Source organism: Agromyces mediolanus, assembly GCF_023715325.1.
GTDB classification, from domain to species: Bacteria; Actinomycetota; Actinomycetes; order Actinomycetales; family Microbacteriaceae; genus Agromyces; species Agromyces mediolanus_A.
Window position 1 is genome coordinate 287278 of the sequence record NZ_JAMBNX010000001.1, and the last position, 20143, is coordinate 307420.

Here is a 20143-nt window from a genome sequence, read left to right on the forward strand (position 1 = left end):
ACGATCTATAGGAGCATCAGCGCAATCGTCCCTCGTCTCGCTCGCACCTGGTCGAGAGTCTCTCCACCGCGCGATGAGTCCGTCGCCAGCGGGGTGCGGAACAGTGCGCCGGGCGAGGGCGAAGATGCGGAAGCGTTGGTGAGGAGCGCCGACAAGGGAAGCCGGTAAGCCGATCCATCCTGCATCCAGCCGCAAGTCGGCCAGATCGCCGAGAACGGCGCCGAGAGCCCGAAGAGGTCGAGTTGCGTAGTCTCCCAGATGCCACGGGTCGGGTTCCACGTTGCGAAGGGTTGCGCCGTCGGGGGATGCATCGCCTGGGTTGCGTCGGTCATGGTTATCTCCTTCTGCGGATGGCCGCGTCGCGGGTGAGGACAGCAGCCCGCGGACGTTCTCGATGACGACCCATTCGGGCTGGAGCGCGTCGATGGCTACGGCCATGTGCGCCCAGAGACCCGAGCGCGTACCCGGAGCAAGGCCGGCGCGCTTGCCTACCGTGGAAACGTCTTGGCACGGGAATCCGCCGATGAGGATGTCCACGGGCTCGACCTGACTCCAGTCGATGGCCGTGACGTCGCCAAGATTCGGAGCTTCGGGCCAGTGGTGCGAGAAGACGCGGGCGACGGGCGCGTTGAGTTCGGAGAACCACACGGTCGTGGCGTTGAATACGTGCTCGACGGCGAGGTCGAGGCCGCCGTAGCCGCTGAACAGCGACCCGATCCTGAGTCGTGGTTCGCCGCTGATGTCGAGGTCGTGCATAAAGTATACTCCGGTGAAGGTCGTCCCCGGCATCCGTGCCTCGTTGAGCACTGATGCCGAGCTGGCCAACTGTCAGGTGCACAACTCCGGCACGCCCGCAGCTCGTCGAGCCACGCGAGCGACACCGCCCGACGCCCCCATCTCCGGCCTTCGCTCTGACCGCCATCCGAGGTCACACGCGTCTTGCAGGTCGAGGTTTGTCAACCAAAGTTGACGGAGCGTTCGCGCGGTCAACGCCCGCTCACCTGACCGTCGAAAGGCGGTGGCGTGGTGACGGTCTCGATGCGCGTGATGTCGGCCGGGGACGGCTACATGTACCTGCTGCGCACCGTCGCGGCCGCAGACGGCGACCGCGCTCTTTCAACACCACTGACCAGGTACTACGTGGAGGCGGGGACACCGCCGGGCCAGTGGCTCGGCTCTGGCGTCGCCGCGCTCGGCAAGGGGCAGCTCGCGGTCGGGGATCGGGTGTCGGAGGCCCAGCTCCAGCTCTTGGTCGGGATGGGGCGTGACCCGATCACCGGCGACCCGCTCGGGCATGCGTTCCCGGCCTACAAGTCGGTGCCGGAGCGGATCGAGGCTCGGATCGCCGACCTCGACCCGAGCCTGAGTCCGGGTGCCAAGGGCGAGGCGGTCGCGCGGATCGAGGTCGAGGAGACCGAACGTGGGAAGCGGCGGGCGGTGGCGGGGTTCGACTTCACCTTCTCGGTTCCGAAGTCGGCCTCGGCGTTGTGGGCGGTCGCGGATGCCGGGACGCAGGCGTTGATTGGTGAGGCGCATCATGCGGCGGTTGCGGAGGTGGTTGCGTTCATGGAGCGGGAGGTTGCAGCCACCCGGTCGGGTGCAACTGCCGGTGACGGTGCGGTTGCGCAGGTCGATGTGACCGGGTTGGTGGCGACGGCGTTCGATCACTTCGATTCCCGCGCCGGCGACCCCCATCTGCACACGCACGTCGTCATCTCCAACAAGGTGCAGACCGCGTTCGACGGCAAGTGGCGGAGCTTGGATGGCCGTCCGATGCACGCCGCCGTGGTGGCGCTCTCGGAGCTGCACGAGGCGGTGTTCGCTGATCACATGACCCGCACTTTCGGCGTTGAGTGGGAGGCCCGCGATATGGGCCGGGACCGGAACCCGGCTTGGGCGATTAGCAGCGTGCCGGAGGAGTTGGTCCGGGAGTTCTCCACCCGTGCCAGGTACATCGACGCCGAGAAGGACCGGCTGATCGCCGAGTACGTCGCCCGGCATGGCCGCCAACCCTCCACGGCCACGATCATCAAGCTCCGCGCCCAAGCCACCCTCGCCACACGCCCGGAGAAGGAGGTGCGGTCGATGGCTGACCTGACTGCCGAGTGGCGCACCCGCGCCACCGGGGTACTCGGCCACGACGCCACCACCTGGGCACGTGGGGTGATGGACAACGACAAGCCGCTGCTGCTGCGAGCCGATGACGTGCCCTTGGACGCGATTGGCGAACTCGGCCAGACCGTGGTCGAGATGGTGGGCGAGAAGCGCTCCACTTGGCGCAGGTGGAACCTGATGGCCGAGGCGTCCCGGCAGACGATGGGCTGGCGCTTCGCCACCATGCACGACCGCGAAGCGGTCGTGGGGATGATCGCCGACGCCGCCGAGCAAGCCTCGCTGCGGTTGACGCCGCCCGACCTCGCCACCAGCCCGGTCGCGTTCCGGCGGGCGGACGGCACCAGCGTGTTCCTGCCCAAGCACTCCACCGTGTTCTCCTCCGAGCTGCTGCTCGCGGCCGAGGACCGGCTACTCGACCGCTCTCGCACCCTGACCGCTCCCACCGTGCCGCTGGCGACGGTCGAGAACGTCATCACTAAGCCTGATCGTGAAGGGCGGATGCTCGGTGAGGATCAGGCCGACGCACTCATGAAGATCGCGGTCTCTGGCCGGATGCTCGATGTGCTGGTGGGCCCGGCGGGCGCCGGGAAGACCACTGCCATGAACGCGCTGCGCAGGGCGTGGGAGAAGGAACACGGCGCCGGGTCCGTGGTCGGGCTGGCACCGTCCGCCGTGGCGGCGCAGGTCCTCGCTGACGACCTGGGGATTGCGACGGAGAACACAGCGAAGTGGTGGCAGAACCACCTCGTCCACGGAACTGACTTCCAGGCGGGTCAGCTCGTCATTATCGATGAAGCCTCCCTCGCTGGAATCCTCTCGTTGGATCGCATCACCCAGCTCGCCGAACGAGCCGGCGCGAAGGTGTTGCTGGTCGGCGACTACGCCCAGCTCCAGTCGGTGGATGCTGGCGGCGCGTTCGGGCTCCTCGTCGGTGACCGGGATGATGTACCCGAGCTGGTCGACGTGCACCGGTTCATCCACGAGTGGGAGAAGTCCGCGTCCCTCGCCCTGCGGCACGGCCGTACGCAGGTGATCGACACCTACCTCGACCATGACCGCATCCGCGACGGCGACGGCGACGCGATGACCGATGCCGCCTACACCGCGTGGCGCGCGGACCGGAACCAAGGTTTGGTGTCGGTGCTGGTCGCCGAGACCCGCGAGGACGTGACCGGCCTCAACACCCGCGCCCGCGCCGATCTGATTCTCGACGGCGCGTTGAAGCCTGGTCGGGAGGTCGAGCTGAACGACGGGACCACGGCGGGGGCTGGGGACACGATCATCACCCGCCGTAACGACCGCCGACTGCGCAACGGCAAGGACTGGGTGCGCAACGGTGACACGTGGACCATCACCGGCGTCCGTGACGACGGCTCGGTCACGATCCGCAAGGCCGGCCGCAGGTTCGGCGGCTCCATCGTCCTGCCCGCCGCCTATGTGGCCGATCACGTCGATCTGGGTTATGCGGTCACGGCGCACAGGGCGCAAGGCGTCACTGTCGACACCGCGCATGTGCTGGTGGAGCCGACCACGACGAGGGAGAACTTCTACGTCGCGATGACCCGCGGCAAGCAGGCCAACAACGCCTACGTGATCCTCGACCGGGCCGACGAGCACGCCGAGCCACATCCGGGCGACAACCCCGACGCCACTGGCCGATCCGTCCTGTTCGGGGTGCTTCAACACACCGGTGCTGAGCTGTCCGCGCACGAGACCATCACCGCAGAACAGGAGCACTGGGGCTCGATCGCCCAGCTCGCCGCCGAGTACGAGACGATTGCTGCCGCAGCCCAACGAGACCGCTGGGCCACCCTCATCCGTGCCTCTGGTCTGACTGCCGAGCAAGCCGACACCGCGATCGAGTCCGAGGCGTTCGGGGCACTCACCTCCGAGCTCCGCCGAGCCGAGGCCAACCACCACAACCTCGACACCTTGTTCCCTCGGCTGGTCGCGGCGCGCGGGTTTGCCGATGCCGACGACATCGCCTCCGTCCTGCACTACCGAGTGGCTCGTGCCACTGCCCGCCCGGCTGGCTCGGGTCGCACCCGTAAGGCACCACGAATGATCGCAGGGCTGATCCCATCCGCGGACGGCCCGATGACCGACGATATGCGCCAGGCGCTTGATGAGCGGCGCGAGCTGATCGAAGCCCGTGCCGACGCGGTGCTCGACACCGCACGCCAGGCTGGCGAGCCCTGGACGGAACCGCTCGGTGAGCCACCCCGTGATCCGCGCAAGGAAGCGGCGTGGCGACGGCACGCCCAAACCGTCGCGGCCTACCGCGACCGGTACGGCATCACCGATGACTCGCCCCTCGGCCCGGAACCGGAGAACGCGGCGCAGAAGATCGACGCGGCTCGCGCAAGAAGCGCACTCGCACGGGTAAATGAAGCCGCCCGCCGATCCGCGGCCGTCACCGAGCGTCGCTCGATCGAGCGAATTTCTCCCGGGCGGAGCCTGTGATCTGAGCCCGAGGGAATGTCGGTGCGGCAGCGTAGAATAGTTACATGGGTGTAGTTCCTGCAAGTTCGACCGATCCCGGAGGCGAGACGCCGACCGGACAGGCCGACGCGCCCGGACGGCAGGACCCTCCATCCACGACGATCGAGTCAAGCACCCCATCCGTCGATCGTTTCCAGATTCTCGCCCTCGATGGCGGGGGAGCCAAGGCACTGTTCACCGCTCACGTGCTGGCGCGGCTGGAACAGGACCTCGACGTCAGCATCAAGGACTCGTTCGACTTGATCGCTGGCACGTCGGCGGGTGGGATCGTCGCGCTTGGGCTGGGTGCCGGTCTCGCCCCGAGCGAGATCGTGGGGCACTACGAAGAACTGGTCGAGGCGGTCTTCCCGGCCGTGCGCCGGCGACTGTGGCGGCGGCCTCGCCAACTCACTGCACCCATCTACGACGGCGATGCGCTGCGCACTGCCTTGACGAAAGTGCTCGGCCAAAGGCTGCTGGGAGACAGCGCGAAGCGGTTGGTCATCCCGGCGTGGGACGTGCAACGAGGCTCCGTGCATATCTTCAAGACGCCCCACCACACACGGCTCGCCCGAGACTGGCGCATCCCGATGGTGGACATCGCGATGGCGACCTCGGCGGCGCCGCTCTACTTCCCTGCCGCGCGTGTCGATGGACACCGCCTCATTGACGGCGGCGTGTGGGCGAACAACCCTTCCGTCGTCGCGATTGCCGAGGCCGTGAGCATGCTCGACGTACCGCTCGCCTCGATCAGGGTGCTCAACGTCGGCACCATCGACCAGCTCACGAACCACCCCAAGCGCCTCGACCGCGGCGGGCTGTTCAACTGGGCGAAGCCGATCGCGCCACTGATCCTCACAGCCGGCAGCCGTGGCGGACAGGGCATCGCTGAACATCTGATCGGCAAGGCCGCTTTCACCAGGTTCGATGCTCTCGTGCCGAGCGGACTGTACGCACTCGACTCGGCAGACCCGAGCGATGTCGCCGGCCTCGCCGCGTCCGTGAGCCGCGAGCTCAGCCCTATCTACACCGCGCGGTTCGCAGATCATCGCGCGGCGGACTACACACCGTTGATCGGAGACCGACACCGCGGCGACCCGACCAGCACGTCGACCACGGAGGTCTCCCGATGAAGCTCACTGACTACTTCAACGTCTTGCTCAAGGACACCGTCAACCTCGGCCAGGTGAAGCTCGACTCGCTCGACTCTCGCGTCGAGGCGGTCTACAAGGCGTTGAAGGCCGACGAGCAGATCGGGCACCTGATCCTCGGCAAGACGCCCCAGGGCTCGTGGGCGCACAAGACCATCATCAATCCGGTGGGCAGCAACGAGTTCGACGCGGACTTCATGCTCGACATGAGCGAGAACGCGGACTGGGCCGACGATCCCAAGAAGTACATCGAGGAGGTCTACGCGGCTCTGCACCGGCACAGCACCTACGGAAACATGCCGCACTCACGCAAGTGCCGTTGCGTCCGAGTTGTCTACGCGAACTCCATGCACCTGGACATCGTTCCGCACCTCAACCTCGCCGATGGACGCGAAGTCATCGTCAATCGCGACGACAACGACTGGGAGCAGACCGACCCCCAGGGGTTCACGGACTGGATGAGGGACAAGGACGCGCTCGCGAAGGGCAACCTCCGCAAGGTCATCCGGCTGATGAAGTACCTGCGTGACCACAAGAACTCCTTCACCGGGACCCGGTCGATCCTCCTGACGACACTGCTCGGTGAGCAGGTCACCGAGTTGCGCACGCTGCTTGACCCCGGCTACTACAGCGACGTCCCCACGACTCTCCTGCACCTCGTAAAGGACCTCGACGCCTGGCTCCAGGCGCGCCCGATCAAGCCCTCCATTCCGGACCCGTCCGGGTCCGGGGTCACCTTCGACCATCGGTGGGAGCAGTCGACCTACAGCTACTTCCGGGACCGTATTCATGTTCACGCCGCCGAGATCGAGGAGGCTTACGAGGAGGAGAACAAGGAGCGCAGCATCGAGCTGTGGCAGGGCATCTTCGGTGACGGCTTCAAGGCCCCGGCCACCTCGTCCAGCAGCGCGAAGTTCCCGGCAGCAGCTCCCGCGGCCGCTTCCACCGTGGGGCGGTCTGGCCGCGCGGGATGAGCCGCCGCAACCGGGCCACGCTGTCGGCTTGGCAGAAGCACCTCTTCGATGAGCTGAGGTCACTCGCCAGGGAGCACCCCAGCGACGTGCGGATAGTCGAGCAGCCTCGGCTCGACTCTGACGGCGACGCCACCCTCCGACTTCGGCTCCACACCGCAGATATCCTTCATCGCCCCGGTGGGCTGGGACTTGGAGACGACGAGGAGTTCATCGTCAAGATTCGCCCCTCGCTGTTCGCACCCCCGAGCGCCGAGGTTGACCACACACGCTTCCTCGGTTTCCCGCACGTCCTCCAAGGGCAGCGGCTCTGCATCTATCTCGACCCCTCCCGCGAGTGGCGCCCTTCCGCCGGGATGGCCGGATTTCTCAGCCGACTGTGGGACTGGCTCACCGATGCTGCCGGCGGAGCGTTCGATCCCTCGACCGCGATGTACCACGCTGTCGGAGGAGTGCTCCACCACGCCGATGACACACCCACCATCGTCGTCCGCGAACCTGGGCCGCCGAAGCGGCAGCAGATCGCTCGGCTCGTCGCCCGCTCACCGCACCGCTACGACCTCACCTACTCGACCGACCGCGACGGACACCGCACACCCGTCTTTGTCCTCGCGAGGGACCTCCCGTTCGGTGCGGCATCCACCTTCGCGCTATTCCTGACGCTCTTGGACGACCCGCATCTTGACCGCGCCGAAGGACGACCGCCAGAGGTCTCACCGCAATCGCCCGCTTTCCTTACCTCGCTCCTCGCCAGCGCTCTACGAAACCCTGACGGCACCGAGCAGTACTTCGTGCTCGCCGTTCCGCACCCCGCAGGTGGACCGCACCATCTTCTCGGCGGACGCCTTCCCGCAACTACCGCCGACGCCCTGCGACGCCTCGCCAAGAAGCACGGCACAGCGGTCAACCTCGACCCCGCGATCATCAACGCCGACATCCCCATCGAATGGTGCAACATGTCCGACGAACGGCAAGAGGTCACAACCCGACGCGACGACAACCGTCCCGTCAACGGCTTCCAAGGACGAGCCGTCCACATCTGGGGCTGCGGCGGCCTGGGCTCATGGCTCGCCGAGTTCATCGCACGCGCCGGAGCCAGCGCCATCACCGTCTGCGACCCCGGCACCATCACCGGCGGACTTCTCGTGCGACAGAACTACACCGAGGCCGACATCGGCCAGACCAAGGCCGATGCCCTCGCCACACGCCTCCGCGCGATCCGCGACGACCTGACCGTGACCGTCGCAGAAGGAAGCGTCCCCGACCCAGCCGTCTCACTCTCCGCGGACCTCATCATCGACGCCACCGTCAGCCACAGCATCACCACCTACCTCGACACCCTCGCCGGCGAAGACCGCACGGCACTCATCGCCCAGGTCGCCACCGACGCCAGGACAGGATCGCTCGGTATCGCCAACATCTGCGCGCCCGGTGACACCTGTACGCCGTCTGAGCTTGACGACCAGGCAGGCCGCTCGGTATTGGCCGATGGTGGATTAGAGCTGTACCACCGGCTCTGGGAGGACGCAGCCGAAGGCGACGAACTGACTCCCACGAGGGGATGCTCCGTACCCACGTTCCATGGCTCGGCCGCGGACCTCGCTGCTGTCGCCGCGACACTCGTCAACATGATCGGCCTGCACCTCCAACAGGCAGGGGCACCTGTTTCAGGGACCCACCTCATCGCCCTGCCACACGCACCAGCCGGCCCACGGCATCACTTCCTTCCCGCGGCGTCGGACACTCGCGGATGAGATAGCACGGGTTTACGTCTGTCCGGGCTTGGGCGTAAAGTTGGGGGCCGAGGCAGGTTCTCCTCGATTGCGGGTCCTTCGGGACGGCCCAGCTTGGGCGCTCATACACGTACTGCCTCCTCGACGGAGAGACACGTGTGACGAGAGGCCCGCCATGATCCGCCTTATCTGGACGCTCAGCGCCCGCACCCGCTACTACCTGCGCCGCTACATGCCCACCAACCGGCTGCTCGACGCGATCCGACGCCGACGCAACTTTAAGTGGGGCATCCCCGCGACGCTCCTCGCGGTGCCCTACCTGCTGATCGCGAGCATCTGCACCAACGCCCTCGACCAGGGGGCACCAGGCTGGTTGCATCTGGTCGTGTTGTGGGCGGTGTGGAACGCGATGAAGTTCATCGTCATGGGACCGGTCAGCCTGATCCTCCTGATCCGCGCCCGGACCCAGGAAGCCATTGCCCGGCACCGCGACCGGCAGGGCACCCGCGACCGCTCGGAGTCCCAGGTGCCTATGACCGTAGGGGCGGCCCGATGAACGCCCCCACCTACACCTACGCCGCTCGCCTACCTCCGAGGCGCACGAGCGGCAGCAGACCGCTTGTCTGGCGCTGCCCGCGACCTCGACCTTGATGTCACTCGCAGATACAGCGATGAAGCCGGCGATCGCTCGGAGCTGACATGACTGCTCGCTGACTCTGCAACCGGCAAGTTCTCAGCCCTGATGATCGCGCGGCTGGACCGTCTCGGGCGGACGATCCCCGTTGCCCCCCACGTCCTGGCAGACCTCGACACTGCTGGTGTGTGCGTCTGTGCGGTCGATCGTGGCACGTACGCCCTCACTGACCGGATGACGTTGGCAGACATCTTGACCGCCACGATCCGACCGTGCACGTGCGGAAGGCACCTCACGCGCTGACCCTGAGCACGGCGTGGACTCGGCCGAATCGCGGCGCCAGTCCCGGCCAGTGCGCTTGGCGGCCTGCTGGCTGACCCGAGTGGTCGGCATGCGGGGGATCAGCGATGCTCTGACGGTCCTGGCCCGTAGACTTGGGACAACACGCGGCGTACGGCGGGAGGTGAGTGGTGGCCGGATCAGGAGAGCACTTCAAGGCGCTCGTACGAAGCCACGGGAGCGGCGACGACGAGGCGTTCTACTCAGTCGCGCTACAGGTTGCCGCTCAGGCGGCTCGGCAGGGGCACCACCATCTCGCGGCTGACCTCAAAGCCGCAGTTGATCACTCACGTGTCGAGCGGCCGAAAAAGGTCACCTCAATCGCTCAACCGCGAGGCGATCTTTCAGAACTCGTTATCGCCTCTCACCCAGCCGTTGGCTTGAAAGACTTGGTCCTGCCGGATGAGCTGGCCGCGCAGGTGCGACGTGTCCTCAGCGAACAGCGCCAACGCAAGCAGCTTCTGGATCACGGCTTTGAGCCTGCGCATCGCCTCCTGTTCGAGGGGCCGCCTGGTACGGGCAAGACGATGACCGCGGCAGTCCTGGCTCACGAGCTCTCTCTGCCCTTGCTGACGATCAGGCTCGACAGCCTGCTGAGCAAGTTCATGGGCGAGACCGCCAGTAAGCTGCGCGTCATCTTCGATGCAGTGGGCGCGCAGCGCGGGGTGTACCTGTTCGATGAGTTCGACGCGCTCGGTGGCGACCGAGCAGGAAACGACGTCGGTGAGGCCCGACGCATCCTGAACTCCTTCCTGGTGTTCCTGGAGAACAGTTCTCCCGAGAGCATCGTCATCGCTGCCACCAACCACCGGTCGATTCTGGACAAGGCCCTGTTCCGACGTTTCGACATGGTTCTCAACTACTCACTGCCGGACGCGAAACAGGCCGCCGCCGTGATGCGCGGCAGGCTCGGGTCTCTCGCCAAGGGCGTCCGTTGGGCCGCACTGGCAGAGCACATGGCAGGGCTCTCCCATGCGGACCTCGTAAGGGCTGCGGAGTCTGCCGCCAAGAGCGTCATCCTCGCTGGCGGAACACGAGTGAGTGCCGACGACATTCGACAGTCGCTCAAATCGCGGCAGGCGGCGAGCCTTGGCTGAGGGGCAGCAACACCTCAGTCACCTTCTGGTAGAAGATCGAGCGGCAGACGAGGAGTTTCGCCGACGGGGTGGACCGGACCCGAAAATTCGTCCGGTCGAAGACCGTGCCGGTCACGGCGGCGGGCGGCTGAACGAGTTGCAGTCCGCGTTCTCTAGCGGTGACGAGACCCGTGAAGAACAACTCCCAGACGACGAGCTACGTGCCTTGGGCACCATCATCACGTTGGAGGGCTCTGACCCCGCGTATCCGCTCAAGCTCGACACTCTCCAACAGCTCACCTCGCACCGCGATCCGCAGCGCAGGCGCCCCAAGTGGCTCCTTCTCTCGGTTCTCCCCGCGGACTCGGGTTCTGGCATCCCCGAGCGAGCGACCGTCTGGGTCAGCGACGACTACCGTGCGAAGTTCCTGCAGATCTTCGAGGACTACCTGGCGAAGGAGTCACCGAAAGGCAAACCTCGCAACAACGAACTCGTCGCGAACATCGCACGCATCCGCGCCACCATCCTGGGTGACCTTTGGCAGTCCGAGGGTCGCCCGCCAGAAGGTACGACGACATGGTGGGAACTATGGCTACGCCCAAACGCTGACGGCCCCGATCTGCTACGGCGCTTCGCCGAAGCCTCCGGACTGACCATCTCGCAGCGTCTCCTCCGGCTCGTCGACCGCGACGTCATGTGGGTCGAGGCGACGTGGGGGCAGCTTGAAGTCCTACCGTTCACCGCGGTGCCGCTGGCCGAAATCCGGCGCCCGGAGTTCATCGACTCCATAGAAGACCTCACCGCCGAGGAGCAAGCCGAGTACGTCGACGACCTGGCCAAGCGACTGGAACCTGCCGACGAACTCCAGCCCGCCGTCTGCCACCTCGACACGGGCGTAGCGAGAACTCACGTCCTCATCGAGCAGTCCCTGGCACCCCAGGACCTGCACACCGTGATCGGCGTCAGCGGCTTCGATCAAGACGGACATGGCACCAAGATGGCCGGCATCGCGCTGCTGGGAGCCGCGGTCGACCGCCACCTGCTCGGATCGGACTCCGTTGTGCTGCGACACCGACTGGAGTCGGTTCGCATCCTTCCGACCAAGACCGAGAAGCCGCACGAACCCCGCGCGTACGGAGACGTCACCGCCCAAGCCGTCTCGCTGCCCGAAATCGCAGCGACACGGCGCCGGGTGTTCTGCATGCCGGTCAGCACCAGTACCGACACCCCCGGAAACCCAGGTCAGCCCACGCTGTGGTCGGCCACCGTCGACGCACTGGCCGTCGGCGCCAACGTCGTCAGCAACGGCGACGAACTCCGGCTACTCGCGCCACCAGACAGCGAAGCAGCAAGACTCCTGATCGTGTCCGCCGGAAACGTAACCGGCTACGTCGCCGACCACCTCGCCGAATCCGACACCTCTCCGGTTCGAGATCCCGGCCAAGCCTGGAACGCACTCACCGTCGGCGCCTACACCGACCTCGACGCGGTCCCGACCGATCCGGCCTTCGCAGGCTGGACCCCTGTCGCGCGGAAGGGCGACCTCTCGCCCCACAGTCGCACGTCTCTGCCGTTCGGGAACAGGCCCTGGCCGATCAAGCCCGACATCGTCATGGAAGGCGGCAACGTCCTCCATGACACCGCCTCCATGTTCGAGCCGAATCACCCGGCGCTGTCCCTGCGAACCACCGGGCACACAAACGACCAGGCTCTGGCGTCGGCCAACGCAACCAGCGCCGCGACCGCGCAAGCCTCCCGGCTCGCAGCCCTCGTCATGGCCACCTATCCCGAGTACTGGCCCGAGACGATCCGAGCACTCCTCGTCCACTCCGCGCAGTGGACACCCATCATGCGCGACGAAATCGATCGTGCGGGGCAGAGCGGACTTCAAGCCAAACAGATGCTGCTACGCCGATACGGCTGGGGCGTCCCGACCGAGGAACGCGTGTTGTTCTCCTCCGATCGGTCCGTAACCCTGGTCGTACAGGACGAGTTCACCCCTTTCGAGGGCGATGAGTTCAAGGTCCCGTCGTTCCGGCTACACGACCTTCCTTGGCCGCGCGAAGTACTGCAAGACCTGGGCTCCGCTTCCGTGACCCTGCGCGTCACCCTCTCCTACTTCATCGAGCCGACGGCTTCCCGACGAGGATGGCGGCAGCGGTACAAGTACGCATCACACGGACTCCGGTTCGAGCTACAAGACCCCCTTGAATCTGAGGCCCATTTCATTCAGCGAGTGAACCGTGAAGCCCGCACCGAGGAAGCCGGCGGGCGCCCCGCAAGCGGACAAGTGTCGTGGCTCGTTGGCGCCAACCAACGCCTGTACGGCTCACTGCATCAAGACATCTGGGAGACCTACGGTTCAGCACTCGCCGACACCGGAAAGATCGCCGTCTACCCCGTCGGCGGCTGGTGGAAGAACAACAAGAACCGCGAACGCGTCGACCGGAAGATCCGATACGCCCTCGTCGTATCACTCCAGACCGACGCCACCGACGTCGACCTGTACACACCAGTGGCGAACCTCCTCCACACCTCGATCGAGATTCCGATCGAGTGATGTCCGATTCGCTCCGAATCCCACGGATAACGGATGACACCGCCGGACTCGCAGCTCAGACGTTCGATGCGACGGCTTTTGCGCGCCGACCACCCGGTCGAATCGTGACGCCCTCTGCGGCCAGCGCGCGTCGGACAGCTTGCTGGCTGACCCCGTACCGCAGCCCGACTTCCATTAGCGTAAGGCCCTCGTCGTACAGCTCGACCGCTTCGGCGAGATGGCACTCATCGAGCCCCCGCTGGCGTATCGGTACCGAGCGGCGGACAAGGTGCGCCGCCGCGGTGCGGCGATGAATGCTGAACCGCTCGCCCAACTCCACGAGTGTCGCGCCCGACTCATACGAGGCCACCAGCTCATCCACCTGCCCCGGGCTCAGAAAGGTTTGAGTCATCCCAACTGCACGCACCATCCGCCCCCGCTCGTCCACCACAGACGGCTCCAGCGGCCTCCGGTTCCGCCGGTAGACGCCCCGCGACCTGCGAGAAGCCACGGTTTTCAAGGCCGGGCAGGGGTTCTCGAACTCTCTACGGAGGTCCACCAAGCATACGAAGGCTCGAACCCCGGTCGATGGAAACATCGGCCGGGGTTCGAGCCTTTTCGCTGTTCCGATCCCGGCGAGGGCGGTCGGCACCGTCGTCCGGGATGTCCCTCCCGCGGATCGCCGCGCCGCGCCGCGCAGGCGCAGGGTCTGCGTCCACCGATCGCGCGTCGGCGCGCGAGCGGGCGAGAGCCCGATGGAATCCCGGACTGCTCGACGCGCGAAGAGGGTGCGGAGTCCCGGCGCTACAGTAAGGTGATCGTGGTATCCCAGTATGGGAATGCCGGCTCATTCCTCCGAAAGGCGCTGCGTGCTGCTCGAATACCTCCTGGCGATCTGCGGAATCCTGCTCGTGGGGGCGCTGATCCACCGGAAGGTGAACGCGACCGTCGCGCTGCTCGCGGGTGGCCTGCTCATCCTCATGATCGCGCCGGCGCTCGGGCGCACCGGCACGGGCGGCTACGAGGTCGCAGCCACCGGCAATGCCTGGCTCGACCAGTTCGGTTACCTCGCGGCGATCCTCTCCCAGACGACCGCCGGCATCGGCATGGTCATCATGGTGCTGTTCGGATTCTCCGCCTACATGTCGCACATCGGAGCCAATCAGGTCGCCACCCGGCTGCTGACGAAGCCGTTGCTGCGGCTGCGGGCGAAGTACCTGCTCGTTCCGCTCACCTTCTGGATCGGCAACTTGATGTCGCTCGCCGTCCCCTCGGCGTCGGCGCTCGCGGTGCTGCTCGTGGCCACCCTGCTGCCCGCGCTCGTCGGTGCCGGGCTCACCCCGATCACGGCGGCCGCGGTGATCGCCACGACGGCGACGATCATGCCGACACCGCTCGGCGCCGACAACGTCATCGCGGCCGAACGCCTCGGCATCCCGCTCGACGACTACGTGTTCGGGATGCACGCGGCGATCTCGATCCCGACGCTCGTCGCCATGGGGCTCGCGCACCTCGTCTGGCAGCGCTTCCTCGACCGCCGGGCCATCGCACGCTCGAAGAACCTCGGCCGCCTGCCCACCGAGTCCGAGGCGCAGACGGCGCCCGAGGCGGTGCGCGACGCGCCGAGATGGTACGCGGTGCTGCCGGTGCTCCCGCTGCTGCTCGTGCTCGTGCCGTTCGTGCTGAAGCAGTTCACCCCGTTCGATCTCACCGTCGAGCTCGTGCCCGTGACGTTGATCGCACTCAGCGTCGCGGCCGTCGCCGAGTCGCTGCGCCGACGGAGTCCGCGGGCGGCGCTCGAGGACCTCATGGTGTTCTTCCGCGGCATGGGCACGGGCTTCGCCGTGGTCGTCGCGCTGGTGATCGCGGCGAACGTCCTCGTCGAGGCGATCATGCAGATCGGCGTCGTGGACGCGCTGTCCGAGTCCGTCGCCGGACTCGACGGGGCGGCCCTGCTGCTCTTCCTCGGCTTCTCCGGGGCCATGCTGCTGCTCGCGCTCCTCACCGGCGGGGTCGCGCCGTTCTACTCGCTCGTCGAGATCGCGCCGAAGGTCGCGCTGTCCGCCGGGGTGAACGGCGCCCTCCTCGTGCTGCCGATCCAGTTCATCGGCAACCTCGCCCGCGCGATGTCTCCCGTCGCCGCCGTGGTGCTCATCGTGAGCAGCTCGGTTCGAGTGTCCGTCGCGGAGCTCGTCGCGCGCACGAGCGTGCCGATGATCGTCGGCATCGGCGTCTCGATGCTGCTCACCTGGATCGTGGTGGGACCGTGACGCGGCGGCTGTGGATGGACTGCGACACCGGCTTCGACGACGCCGTCGCGCTGCTCGTCATCGACCGGGCGAGCGCCTTCGAACTCGTCGGCATCTCGACGGTGGTCGGCAACACGACGCTCGAGCGGACGACGGCGAACACGCTGGCCGTCGTCGAGCGATTCGAGATCGCCGCCCCCGTGCACCGGGGCGCGGCGAAACCGCTGGCGCAGGAGCCGCAGACAATCGAGGAACTGCTCGGCGGCGGTGCGCTCGGCACCATCGGCCGTCCCTTCCCGCCGCCGCGGGCACGGACCGCCGACCCGCGCGATGCGATCGCGGCGCTCACGGCCGCGCTCGAGGACGGCCCGCTCACGATCCTCGCGACCGGCCCACTCACGAACCCGGCCATCGTGTTCAACCTCCGCCCCGACCTCGCCGCGTCCGTGGAGCGGTTCGTCTTCATGGGCGGCTCGGCCACGAGCGGCAACCACACCGCGGCCGCAGAGTTCAATGCCTTCGCCGATCCGGAGGCGCTCGACGTGGTGCTCCGGGCCGGCATCCCCGTCGAGATGTTCGGGCTCGACGCCACCCGTCAGGTGCCCATCGGTCCCGGTGAGGAGGCGGCGCTGCGGCGCGCGGGCACCCCGAACGCCGAGCTGTGGGCCGACCACGTCGGCTTCTACCTGCGCATGCTCGACCGACGCACCCCGCGGCCCATGGCGCTGCATGATCCGACCGCGGCGGCCCATCTGGCGTGGCCGGAGCTCGTCGAGCTCGCCGACGCCCGCGTCGAGGTCGAGCTCCACGGCAGCCGCTCGCGCGGCGCGACGTTCTGCGAGTTCCGTGTTCCCGCCCTGGCCCAGCCGAACGCCCGCGTCGCGGTATCGGTGCAGGGCGAGGAGGTCATGCGGCGGGTCCTCGAGGTGCTCCGCGCCTCGTAGGGTCGCGCCGTGTCGGCGGTCGCGGGCAGACTCATGGCATGACCGAGTCAGAGACGAGAAGGTTCCCGGTGCCGCGCGTCGTCGACCGCGAGGAGTGGGCGGATGCGCGGGCGACCCTCCTCCAGCAGGAGAAGGCGCTCACCCGCATGAACGACGCCGTCGCCGCGATGCGCCGGCGGATGCCGGTCGTGGAGATCGAGCGCGACTACGTCTTCGACGGCCCGGACGGGCCGGTGCGTCTGCTCGACCTCTTCGACGGGCGTCCCCAGCTCATCGTGCAGCACTTCATGTACGGGGCCGACTGGGCCGAGGGCTGCGACGGCTGCTCGATGATGGCCGACCACATCGGGCCGCTGTCCCATCTGCACGCCAGGCGAACCTCGTTCGCGATGGTCTCGCGCGCGCCGATCGACATGCTCACCTCGTTCCGCGCGCGGATGGGGTGGGACCTGCCGTGGGTCTCCTCCGGCGGCACGAGCTTCAACGAAGATTTCGGGGCGACCGTCGACGGCGAGGAACGGCAGGCGATCAGCGTGTTCCTCCGCGACGGGGAGCGCATCTACCACTCGTGGACCACCTACGCGCGTGGCGAGGAGCGGTTCATGCTCGTCTTCGACCTGCTCGATCTGACGCCCTACGGTCGACAGGAGTCCTGGGAGCACTCCCCGGCCGGCTGGCCGCAGGACCCGAGCTACTCCTGGATGCGACTCCACGACCGGTACGAGCAGCCCGGGTCAGTCGCCTGACCCGGCCCTCGCTTCGGCTCGCCGCACCAGGTACTTCGCGGGCTCGGGGAGATCGGCGAAGCCGTACTGGCGGTACAGGCCGTGGGCGTCGGAGGTGGCGAGCATCGTGCGGGGGATGCCGAGGGCGTCGAGGTCGGCGATGACGCCGTTCATGAGCAGCTTGCCGATCCCGGCGCCGCGTGCGTTCGGGTCGACGAAGACGTCGCACAGCCAGGCGAAGGTGGCGCCGTCGGTGACGACGCGCGCGTAGCCGAGCTGGGTGCCCGCCTGCTCGTCGTAGACCCCGTAGTTGCGCGAGGCGTCGATCGCGGCATCCTGCGTCGCCCGACTGCGTCCCTCGGCCCAGTAGGCGAGGGTGCCGAGCCAGCGATGCACGCGGGCGCGGTCGATGCGGTCGGTGGAGCTCGAGAACGCGTACCGGGTCATTCGATCAGCGTAGGGTGGTGGCTCCGCCGTTTCGCCGAGCAGAGGAGCCGGAGTGCCCACGCCGCAGCAGATCGTCGACTTCACGGAGCCGCCGGTGCCGGAGGGGCGTTCGCCGTTCGTCCGGCCGCAGCGGGTCGAGCCGGTCGAGGTCGTGGCCTACGACGAGCGTTGGCCGGCGACGGCCGGCGAGCTCGAGGCCCGCATCCGCGTGGCGCTCGGCGCGCGGGTGCTTCAGCTCGAGCATGTCGGCTCGACCTCGGTGCCCGGGCTGCCCGCGAAGCCGGTCATCGACCTCGACCTCACGGTCGCCGACCCCGAGCGGGAGGAGGCGTGGCTGCCCCCGCTCGAGGCGGCGGGTTTCGAGCTCACGGTGCGGGAGCCGTGGTGGCACGGGCACCGCTGTCTGGCGCTGGACTCGCCGCGCGCGAATCTGCACGTCTTCGGCCCGACGAGCCCCGAGCAGTACAAGCACCGGGTCTTCCGCGACTGGCTGCGTGCCGACGCCGCGGACCGTGCGCGCTACGCCGAGGTCAAGGCCGGTGCGGCGCGTGCGGCGACCGAGGCGGGGGAGACGATCATGCAGTACAACGCCCGCAAGGCCGAGGTGATCCAGGAGATCTACCGGCGCGCGTTCCGCGCGGCCGGGCTGTTCGACTGAGTCGTCAGCGGTCTGCTCGGCCCGCTCGGGCGACCGCCGCATCGACGAGGAGGTCGAGGCTCCGATGTGCGGCCGCTCGAGCGGCGGCGTCGCCGGGATGCTCCGCCAGCCACAGCGCTGCGTCGTTCATGGCGCCGGACAGCATCGCGGTGAGCGGCTCGAGCAGCGCGCCGGTGACGCCGGTCGCCGCGATCGCCTCCCGCAGGTGCACGACCGAGTGCTCGGCGTCGAGCTGCCGCCACTCGGCCCAGCCGATCACGGCGGGCGCGTCGACGAGCAGGGTGCGGACCGCCGCGGCATCCGTGACGGCGTCGAGGAAGGCGAGGCAGCCCGCCCGTAGCTGCGCCGAGGCATCCGGCCCCGCCTGATCGGCCGCCGCGACCACCGCCGACGCGACCTGCTCCTGCAGGCGTGCGACGACGGCGGTGAACAGTCCGCGCTTGTTGCCGTAGTGGTGGTAGACGGCGCCGCGGGTAACGCCGGCGGCCGCGGCGACGTCTTCGAGCGCGACCGCGGCGTACCCGGATCCGGCGAACAGGGCGGTGGCGGTGTCGACGATCGAGCGGGCCGTGCGGGCGGCGTCTTCGGCGGAGGCTCGGGGCATGGCTTCCTTTACGTGCAGAGTGTATGTAAAACTGGGGACCAAACATTCTCAGTGTACGTAAAGGAGTCCATCATGACCGTCACAAGCTGCTATCCCGTGCTGATGAGCGACGACGTCGCCGCCGCGGTCCGGTTCTACCGGGAGGAGCTCGGCTTCGAGGCGACGTTCGAGAGCGACTGGTACGTGAGCCTCCGACTGGGCGGCTGGGAGCTCGCGGTGCTCGACCGCGGGCACGAGACGATCCCCGCCGGCTTCGGCACGGCGGCCGCCGGGGTGCTGCTGAACCTCGAGGTCGACGACGTGGACGCCCTGCACACCCGGCTCGTGGGGGAGCGGGGCCACGAGCCCGTGCTCGGGCTGCGCGACGAGGCCTTCGGGCAGCGGCACTTCATCGTGGCTGCGCCCGACGGCGTGCTGCTCGACGTCATCCAGCCGATCCCGCCGAGCGCGGAGTTCCTGGCGGCCTATGCGTCGGGGGCCGCCGAAGGCTAGGCCGCGCTCAGCCGGCCCGCTGCTCGCGACGCACCATCTCCCCGATCCAGATCGGTGCGTACGGCGAGGTGCAGTTCGGCGGGGTGGGGTAGTCCTTCAGCACCTCGAGGCGCTCGCCGATGTCGAGCGCTCGGGCGCGGAGCTCCGGGCGGCGGATGCCGATGGTCGCCAGGCAGGTGTTCATCTCCCACTGCAGGCGATCGGGGGCGTCCTTCATCTCGGCCTCGATCGTGTCGAGCAGGCCCGGAAGATCGAGCACCTCGGGTCGCTTGGCGACTGCGTCGGCGGTGAGCGCCCAACCCGCGCTCGCGACGACGGGGTCGGCGTCGGCGAGCCACGCCTTCCGCAGCTCCTCGGCGTGCGGACCCTTCCTCACGACGTAGTTCACGAGCCAGTCGTGCACCTTCGGCGCCCGGGCCTCCCGCAGCATCTCGTCGAGCTCCGCCGGGGTGAACGCACGCGGCTTCGAGATCAGGATGGCGACGAGGCGCGCCGCCGTGTCGTCGGTGGCCCACAACCGGAGCGCGAGCTCGTGGTCGGACTTCAGCCGCTTGGCGACGCCGCGGAGCTTCGTCAGGTTCACGCCGTGGTCGTCGCCGTGCCGGGCGTTCACCTCGCGCATGCGCGGGTCCTCGAGCTCGGCCAGTTCGGCGAGCACCTCGTCGACGGTGGTATCGGTCATCGGAGCCCTCCGCTCGTTCGCGACCAGCCTAGGCGGGGTGGAGTCGGCCCGGGCGGGGTGGAATGCAGAACGCCCGCCGTTGCGGGCGGGCGTTCTGCGTCTGGCGGAGGATGGGGGATTCGAACCCCCGAGGGCTTTCACCCAACACGCTTTCCAAGCGTGCGCCATAGGCCACTAGGCGAATCCTCCAGAGACCCCTCACGCACCCGCCAGAGCCCGGTTACCCTTGCTGCGTTTCCGCCCTGGGGGAGTTGGCCTGGATGGCGCCACGTGAGGAGCCTCGGACAGTCTACCCGAGTGAAC

Annotated in this window: 17 protein-coding genes, 1 tRNA gene, 1 other RNA gene and 1 pseudogene; 12 read left to right on the plus strand and 8 right to left on the minus strand. The window is 67.8% G+C overall.

The genetic code is table 11. The features are described from left to right. Positions 1-5: 5 nt before the first annotated feature. Both M3147_RS01415 and M3147_RS01420 read right to left on the minus strand, forming a co-directional pair. Positions 6-332, minus strand: coding sequence for a hypothetical protein (locus tag M3147_RS01415; RefSeq protein ID WP_251202156.1), 327 nt, complete (start codon positions 330-332; stop codon positions 6-8). Between the two features lie 91 nt (positions 333-423). Next, positions 424-789, minus strand: a pseudogene (locus M3147_RS01420) (DNA cytosine methyltransferase); the annotation flags it as partial. A gap of 249 nt (positions 790-1038) precedes the next feature. Between M3147_RS01420 and mobF the strand changes: the two are divergent. The 7 genes from mobF to M3147_RS01455 all read left to right on the plus strand — a co-directional run bounded on the left by mobF (position 1039) and on the right by M3147_RS01455 (position 13060). Next, positions 1039-4578: a MobF family relaxase gene (gene mobF, locus M3147_RS01425; RefSeq protein WP_251202131.1), complete on the plus strand. Its 3540-nt coding sequence runs from the start codon at positions 1039-1041 to the stop codon at positions 4576-4578. Between the two features lie 44 nt (positions 4579-4622). Continuing rightward, positions 4623-5729, plus strand: coding sequence for a CBASS cGAMP-activated phospholipase (locus tag M3147_RS01430; protein WP_005049382.1), 1107 nt, complete (start codon positions 4623-4625; stop codon positions 5727-5729). Continuing rightward, entirely contained in the window at positions 5726-6721 is a 996-nt protein-coding gene (locus tag M3147_RS01435) for an SMODS domain-containing nucleotidyltransferase (RefSeq protein ID WP_005049383.1), read from the plus strand. Before M3147_RS01430 ends, M3147_RS01435 begins: the two co-directional genes overlap by 4 nt. Then, entirely contained in the window at positions 6718-8472 is a 1755-nt protein-coding gene (locus tag M3147_RS01440; RefSeq protein ID WP_005049384.1) for a ThiF family adenylyltransferase, read from the plus strand. Before M3147_RS01435 ends, M3147_RS01440 begins: the two co-directional genes overlap by 4 nt. A gap of 154 nt (positions 8473-8626) precedes the next feature. Beyond that, entirely contained in the window at positions 8627-9007 is a 381-nt protein-coding gene (locus tag M3147_RS01445) for a hypothetical protein (protein WP_005049385.1), read from the plus strand. Between the two features lie 548 nt (positions 9008-9555). Then, on the plus strand, positions 9556-10521 hold the full coding sequence (locus tag M3147_RS01450; RefSeq protein WP_034228238.1) for an AAA family ATPase: 966 nt from the start codon (positions 9556-9558) through the stop codon (positions 10519-10521). Next, on the plus strand, positions 10514-13060 hold the full coding sequence (locus tag M3147_RS01455) for a S8 family peptidase (RefSeq protein ID WP_251201722.1): 2547 nt from the start codon (positions 10514-10516) through the stop codon (positions 13058-13060). Before M3147_RS01450 ends, M3147_RS01455 begins: the two co-directional genes overlap by 8 nt. A 55-nt stretch (positions 13061-13115) precedes the next feature. On the opposite strand, the gene M3147_RS01460 is transcribed toward M3147_RS01455, so the two are convergent. Beyond that, on the minus strand, positions 13116-13421 hold the full coding sequence (locus M3147_RS01460; RefSeq protein ID WP_251201723.1) for a helix-turn-helix domain-containing protein: 306 nt from the start codon (positions 13419-13421) through the stop codon (positions 13116-13118). Positions 13422-13908: 487 nt separating this feature from the next. On the opposite strand from M3147_RS01460, the gene dcuC reads away from it, so the two are divergent. The 3 genes from dcuC to M3147_RS01475 are packed head-to-tail and all read left to right on the plus strand — an operon-like array spanning position 13909 to position 16978. Continuing rightward, complete coding sequence (dcuC, locus tag M3147_RS01465; protein WP_251201724.1) at positions 13909-15309, plus strand: C4-dicarboxylate transporter DcuC; 1401 nt, start codon at positions 13909-13911, stop codon at positions 15307-15309. Between the two features lie 14 nt (positions 15310-15323). Beyond that, a complete protein-coding gene (locus tag M3147_RS01470) occupies positions 15324-16232 on the plus strand; it encodes a nucleoside hydrolase (protein WP_251201725.1) in 909 nt (302 codons plus the stop codon). Between the two features lie 38 nt (positions 16233-16270). Continuing rightward, on the plus strand, positions 16271-16978 hold the full coding sequence (locus M3147_RS01475) for a DUF899 domain-containing protein (RefSeq protein WP_251201726.1): 708 nt from the start codon (positions 16271-16273) through the stop codon (positions 16976-16978). On the opposite strand, the gene M3147_RS01480 is transcribed toward M3147_RS01475, so the two are convergent. Beyond that, positions 16967-17404, minus strand: a complete 438-nt coding sequence (locus tag M3147_RS01480; protein WP_251201727.1) for a GNAT family N-acetyltransferase — start codon at positions 17402-17404, stop codon at positions 16967-16969. The genes M3147_RS01475 and M3147_RS01480 overlap by 12 nt on opposite strands. Positions 17405-17456: 52 nt before the next feature. Here M3147_RS01480 and M3147_RS01485 point away from each other — a divergent pair, with 52 nt between their 5' ends. Further along, positions 17457-18062 (plus strand): GrpB family protein, encoded by a 606-nt coding sequence (locus tag M3147_RS01485; protein WP_251201728.1) that lies wholly within the window; start codon positions 17457-17459, stop codon positions 18060-18062. Positions 18063-18066: 4 nt separating this feature from the next. Here the strand turns inward: M3147_RS01485 and M3147_RS01490 are convergent, their stop codons facing one another. Next, positions 18067-18666 carry a TetR/AcrR family transcriptional regulator gene (locus tag M3147_RS01490; protein ID WP_251201729.1) on the minus strand — a complete coding sequence of 200 codons (600 nt, stop codon included), beginning with the start codon at positions 18664-18666 and terminating at the stop codon, positions 18067-18069. 72 nt (positions 18667-18738) lie between these two features. Between M3147_RS01490 and M3147_RS01495 the strand changes: the two genes are divergently transcribed. After that, entirely contained in the window at positions 18739-19158 is a 420-nt protein-coding gene (locus M3147_RS01495) for a VOC family protein (protein WP_251201730.1), read from the plus strand. A 7-nt stretch (positions 19159-19165) separates the two neighbouring features. Here M3147_RS01495 and M3147_RS01500 read toward each other — a convergent pair whose 3' ends face one another. From M3147_RS01500 to ffs, 3 genes are all read right to left on the minus strand, one after another. Further along, complete coding sequence (locus tag M3147_RS01500; RefSeq protein WP_251201731.1) at positions 19166-19840, minus strand: DNA alkylation repair protein; 675 nt, start codon at positions 19838-19840, stop codon at positions 19166-19168. A 101-nt stretch (positions 19841-19941) separates the two neighbouring features. Continuing rightward, positions 19942-20029 (minus strand) — tRNA-Ser (locus tag M3147_RS01505). Further along, positions 20027-20123: signal recognition particle sRNA small type (gene ffs, locus M3147_RS01510), an RNA gene on the minus strand. Before ffs ends, M3147_RS01505 begins: the two co-directional genes overlap by 3 nt. Positions 20124-20143 lie beyond the last annotated feature (20 nt).

Coding starts and splice junctions, on each gene's coding strand:
- M3147_RS01475 (WP_251201726.1), top strand. CDS start 16,271: ATGACCGAGTCAGAGACGAGAAGGTTCCCGGTGCCGCGCGTCGTCGAC.
- M3147_RS01415 (WP_251202156.1), bottom strand. CDS start 332: ATGACCGACGCAACCCAGGCGATGCATCCCCCGACGGCGCAACCCTTC.
- M3147_RS01495 (WP_251201730.1), top strand. CDS start 18,739: ATGACCGTCACAAGCTGCTATCCCGTGCTGATGAGCGACGACGTCGCC.
- M3147_RS01500 (WP_251201731.1), bottom strand. CDS start 19,840: ATGACCGATACCACCGTCGACGAGGTGCTCGCCGAACTGGCCGAGCTC.
- M3147_RS01490 (WP_251201729.1), bottom strand. CDS start 18,666: ATGCCCCGAGCCTCCGCCGAAGACGCCGCCCGCACGGCCCGCTCGATC.
- M3147_RS01435 (WP_005049383.1), top strand. CDS start 5,726: ATGAAGCTCACTGACTACTTCAACGTCTTGCTCAAGGACACCGTCAAC.
- M3147_RS01470 (WP_251201725.1), top strand. CDS start 15,324: ATGGACTGCGACACCGGCTTCGACGACGCCGTCGCGCTGCTCGTCATC.
- M3147_RS01430 (WP_005049382.1), top strand. CDS start 4,623: ATGGGTGTAGTTCCTGCAAGTTCGACCGATCCCGGAGGCGAGACGCCG.
- M3147_RS01445 (WP_005049385.1), top strand. CDS start 8,627: ATGATCCGCCTTATCTGGACGCTCAGCGCCCGCACCCGCTACTACCTG.
- mobF (WP_251202131.1), top strand. CDS start 1,039: ATGCGCGTGATGTCGGCCGGGGACGGCTACATGTACCTGCTGCGCACC.
- M3147_RS01440 (WP_005049384.1), top strand. CDS start 6,718: ATGAGCCGCCGCAACCGGGCCACGCTGTCGGCTTGGCAGAAGCACCTC.
- M3147_RS01480 (WP_251201727.1), bottom strand. CDS start 17,404: ATGACCCGGTACGCGTTCTCGAGCTCCACCGACCGCATCGACCGCGCC.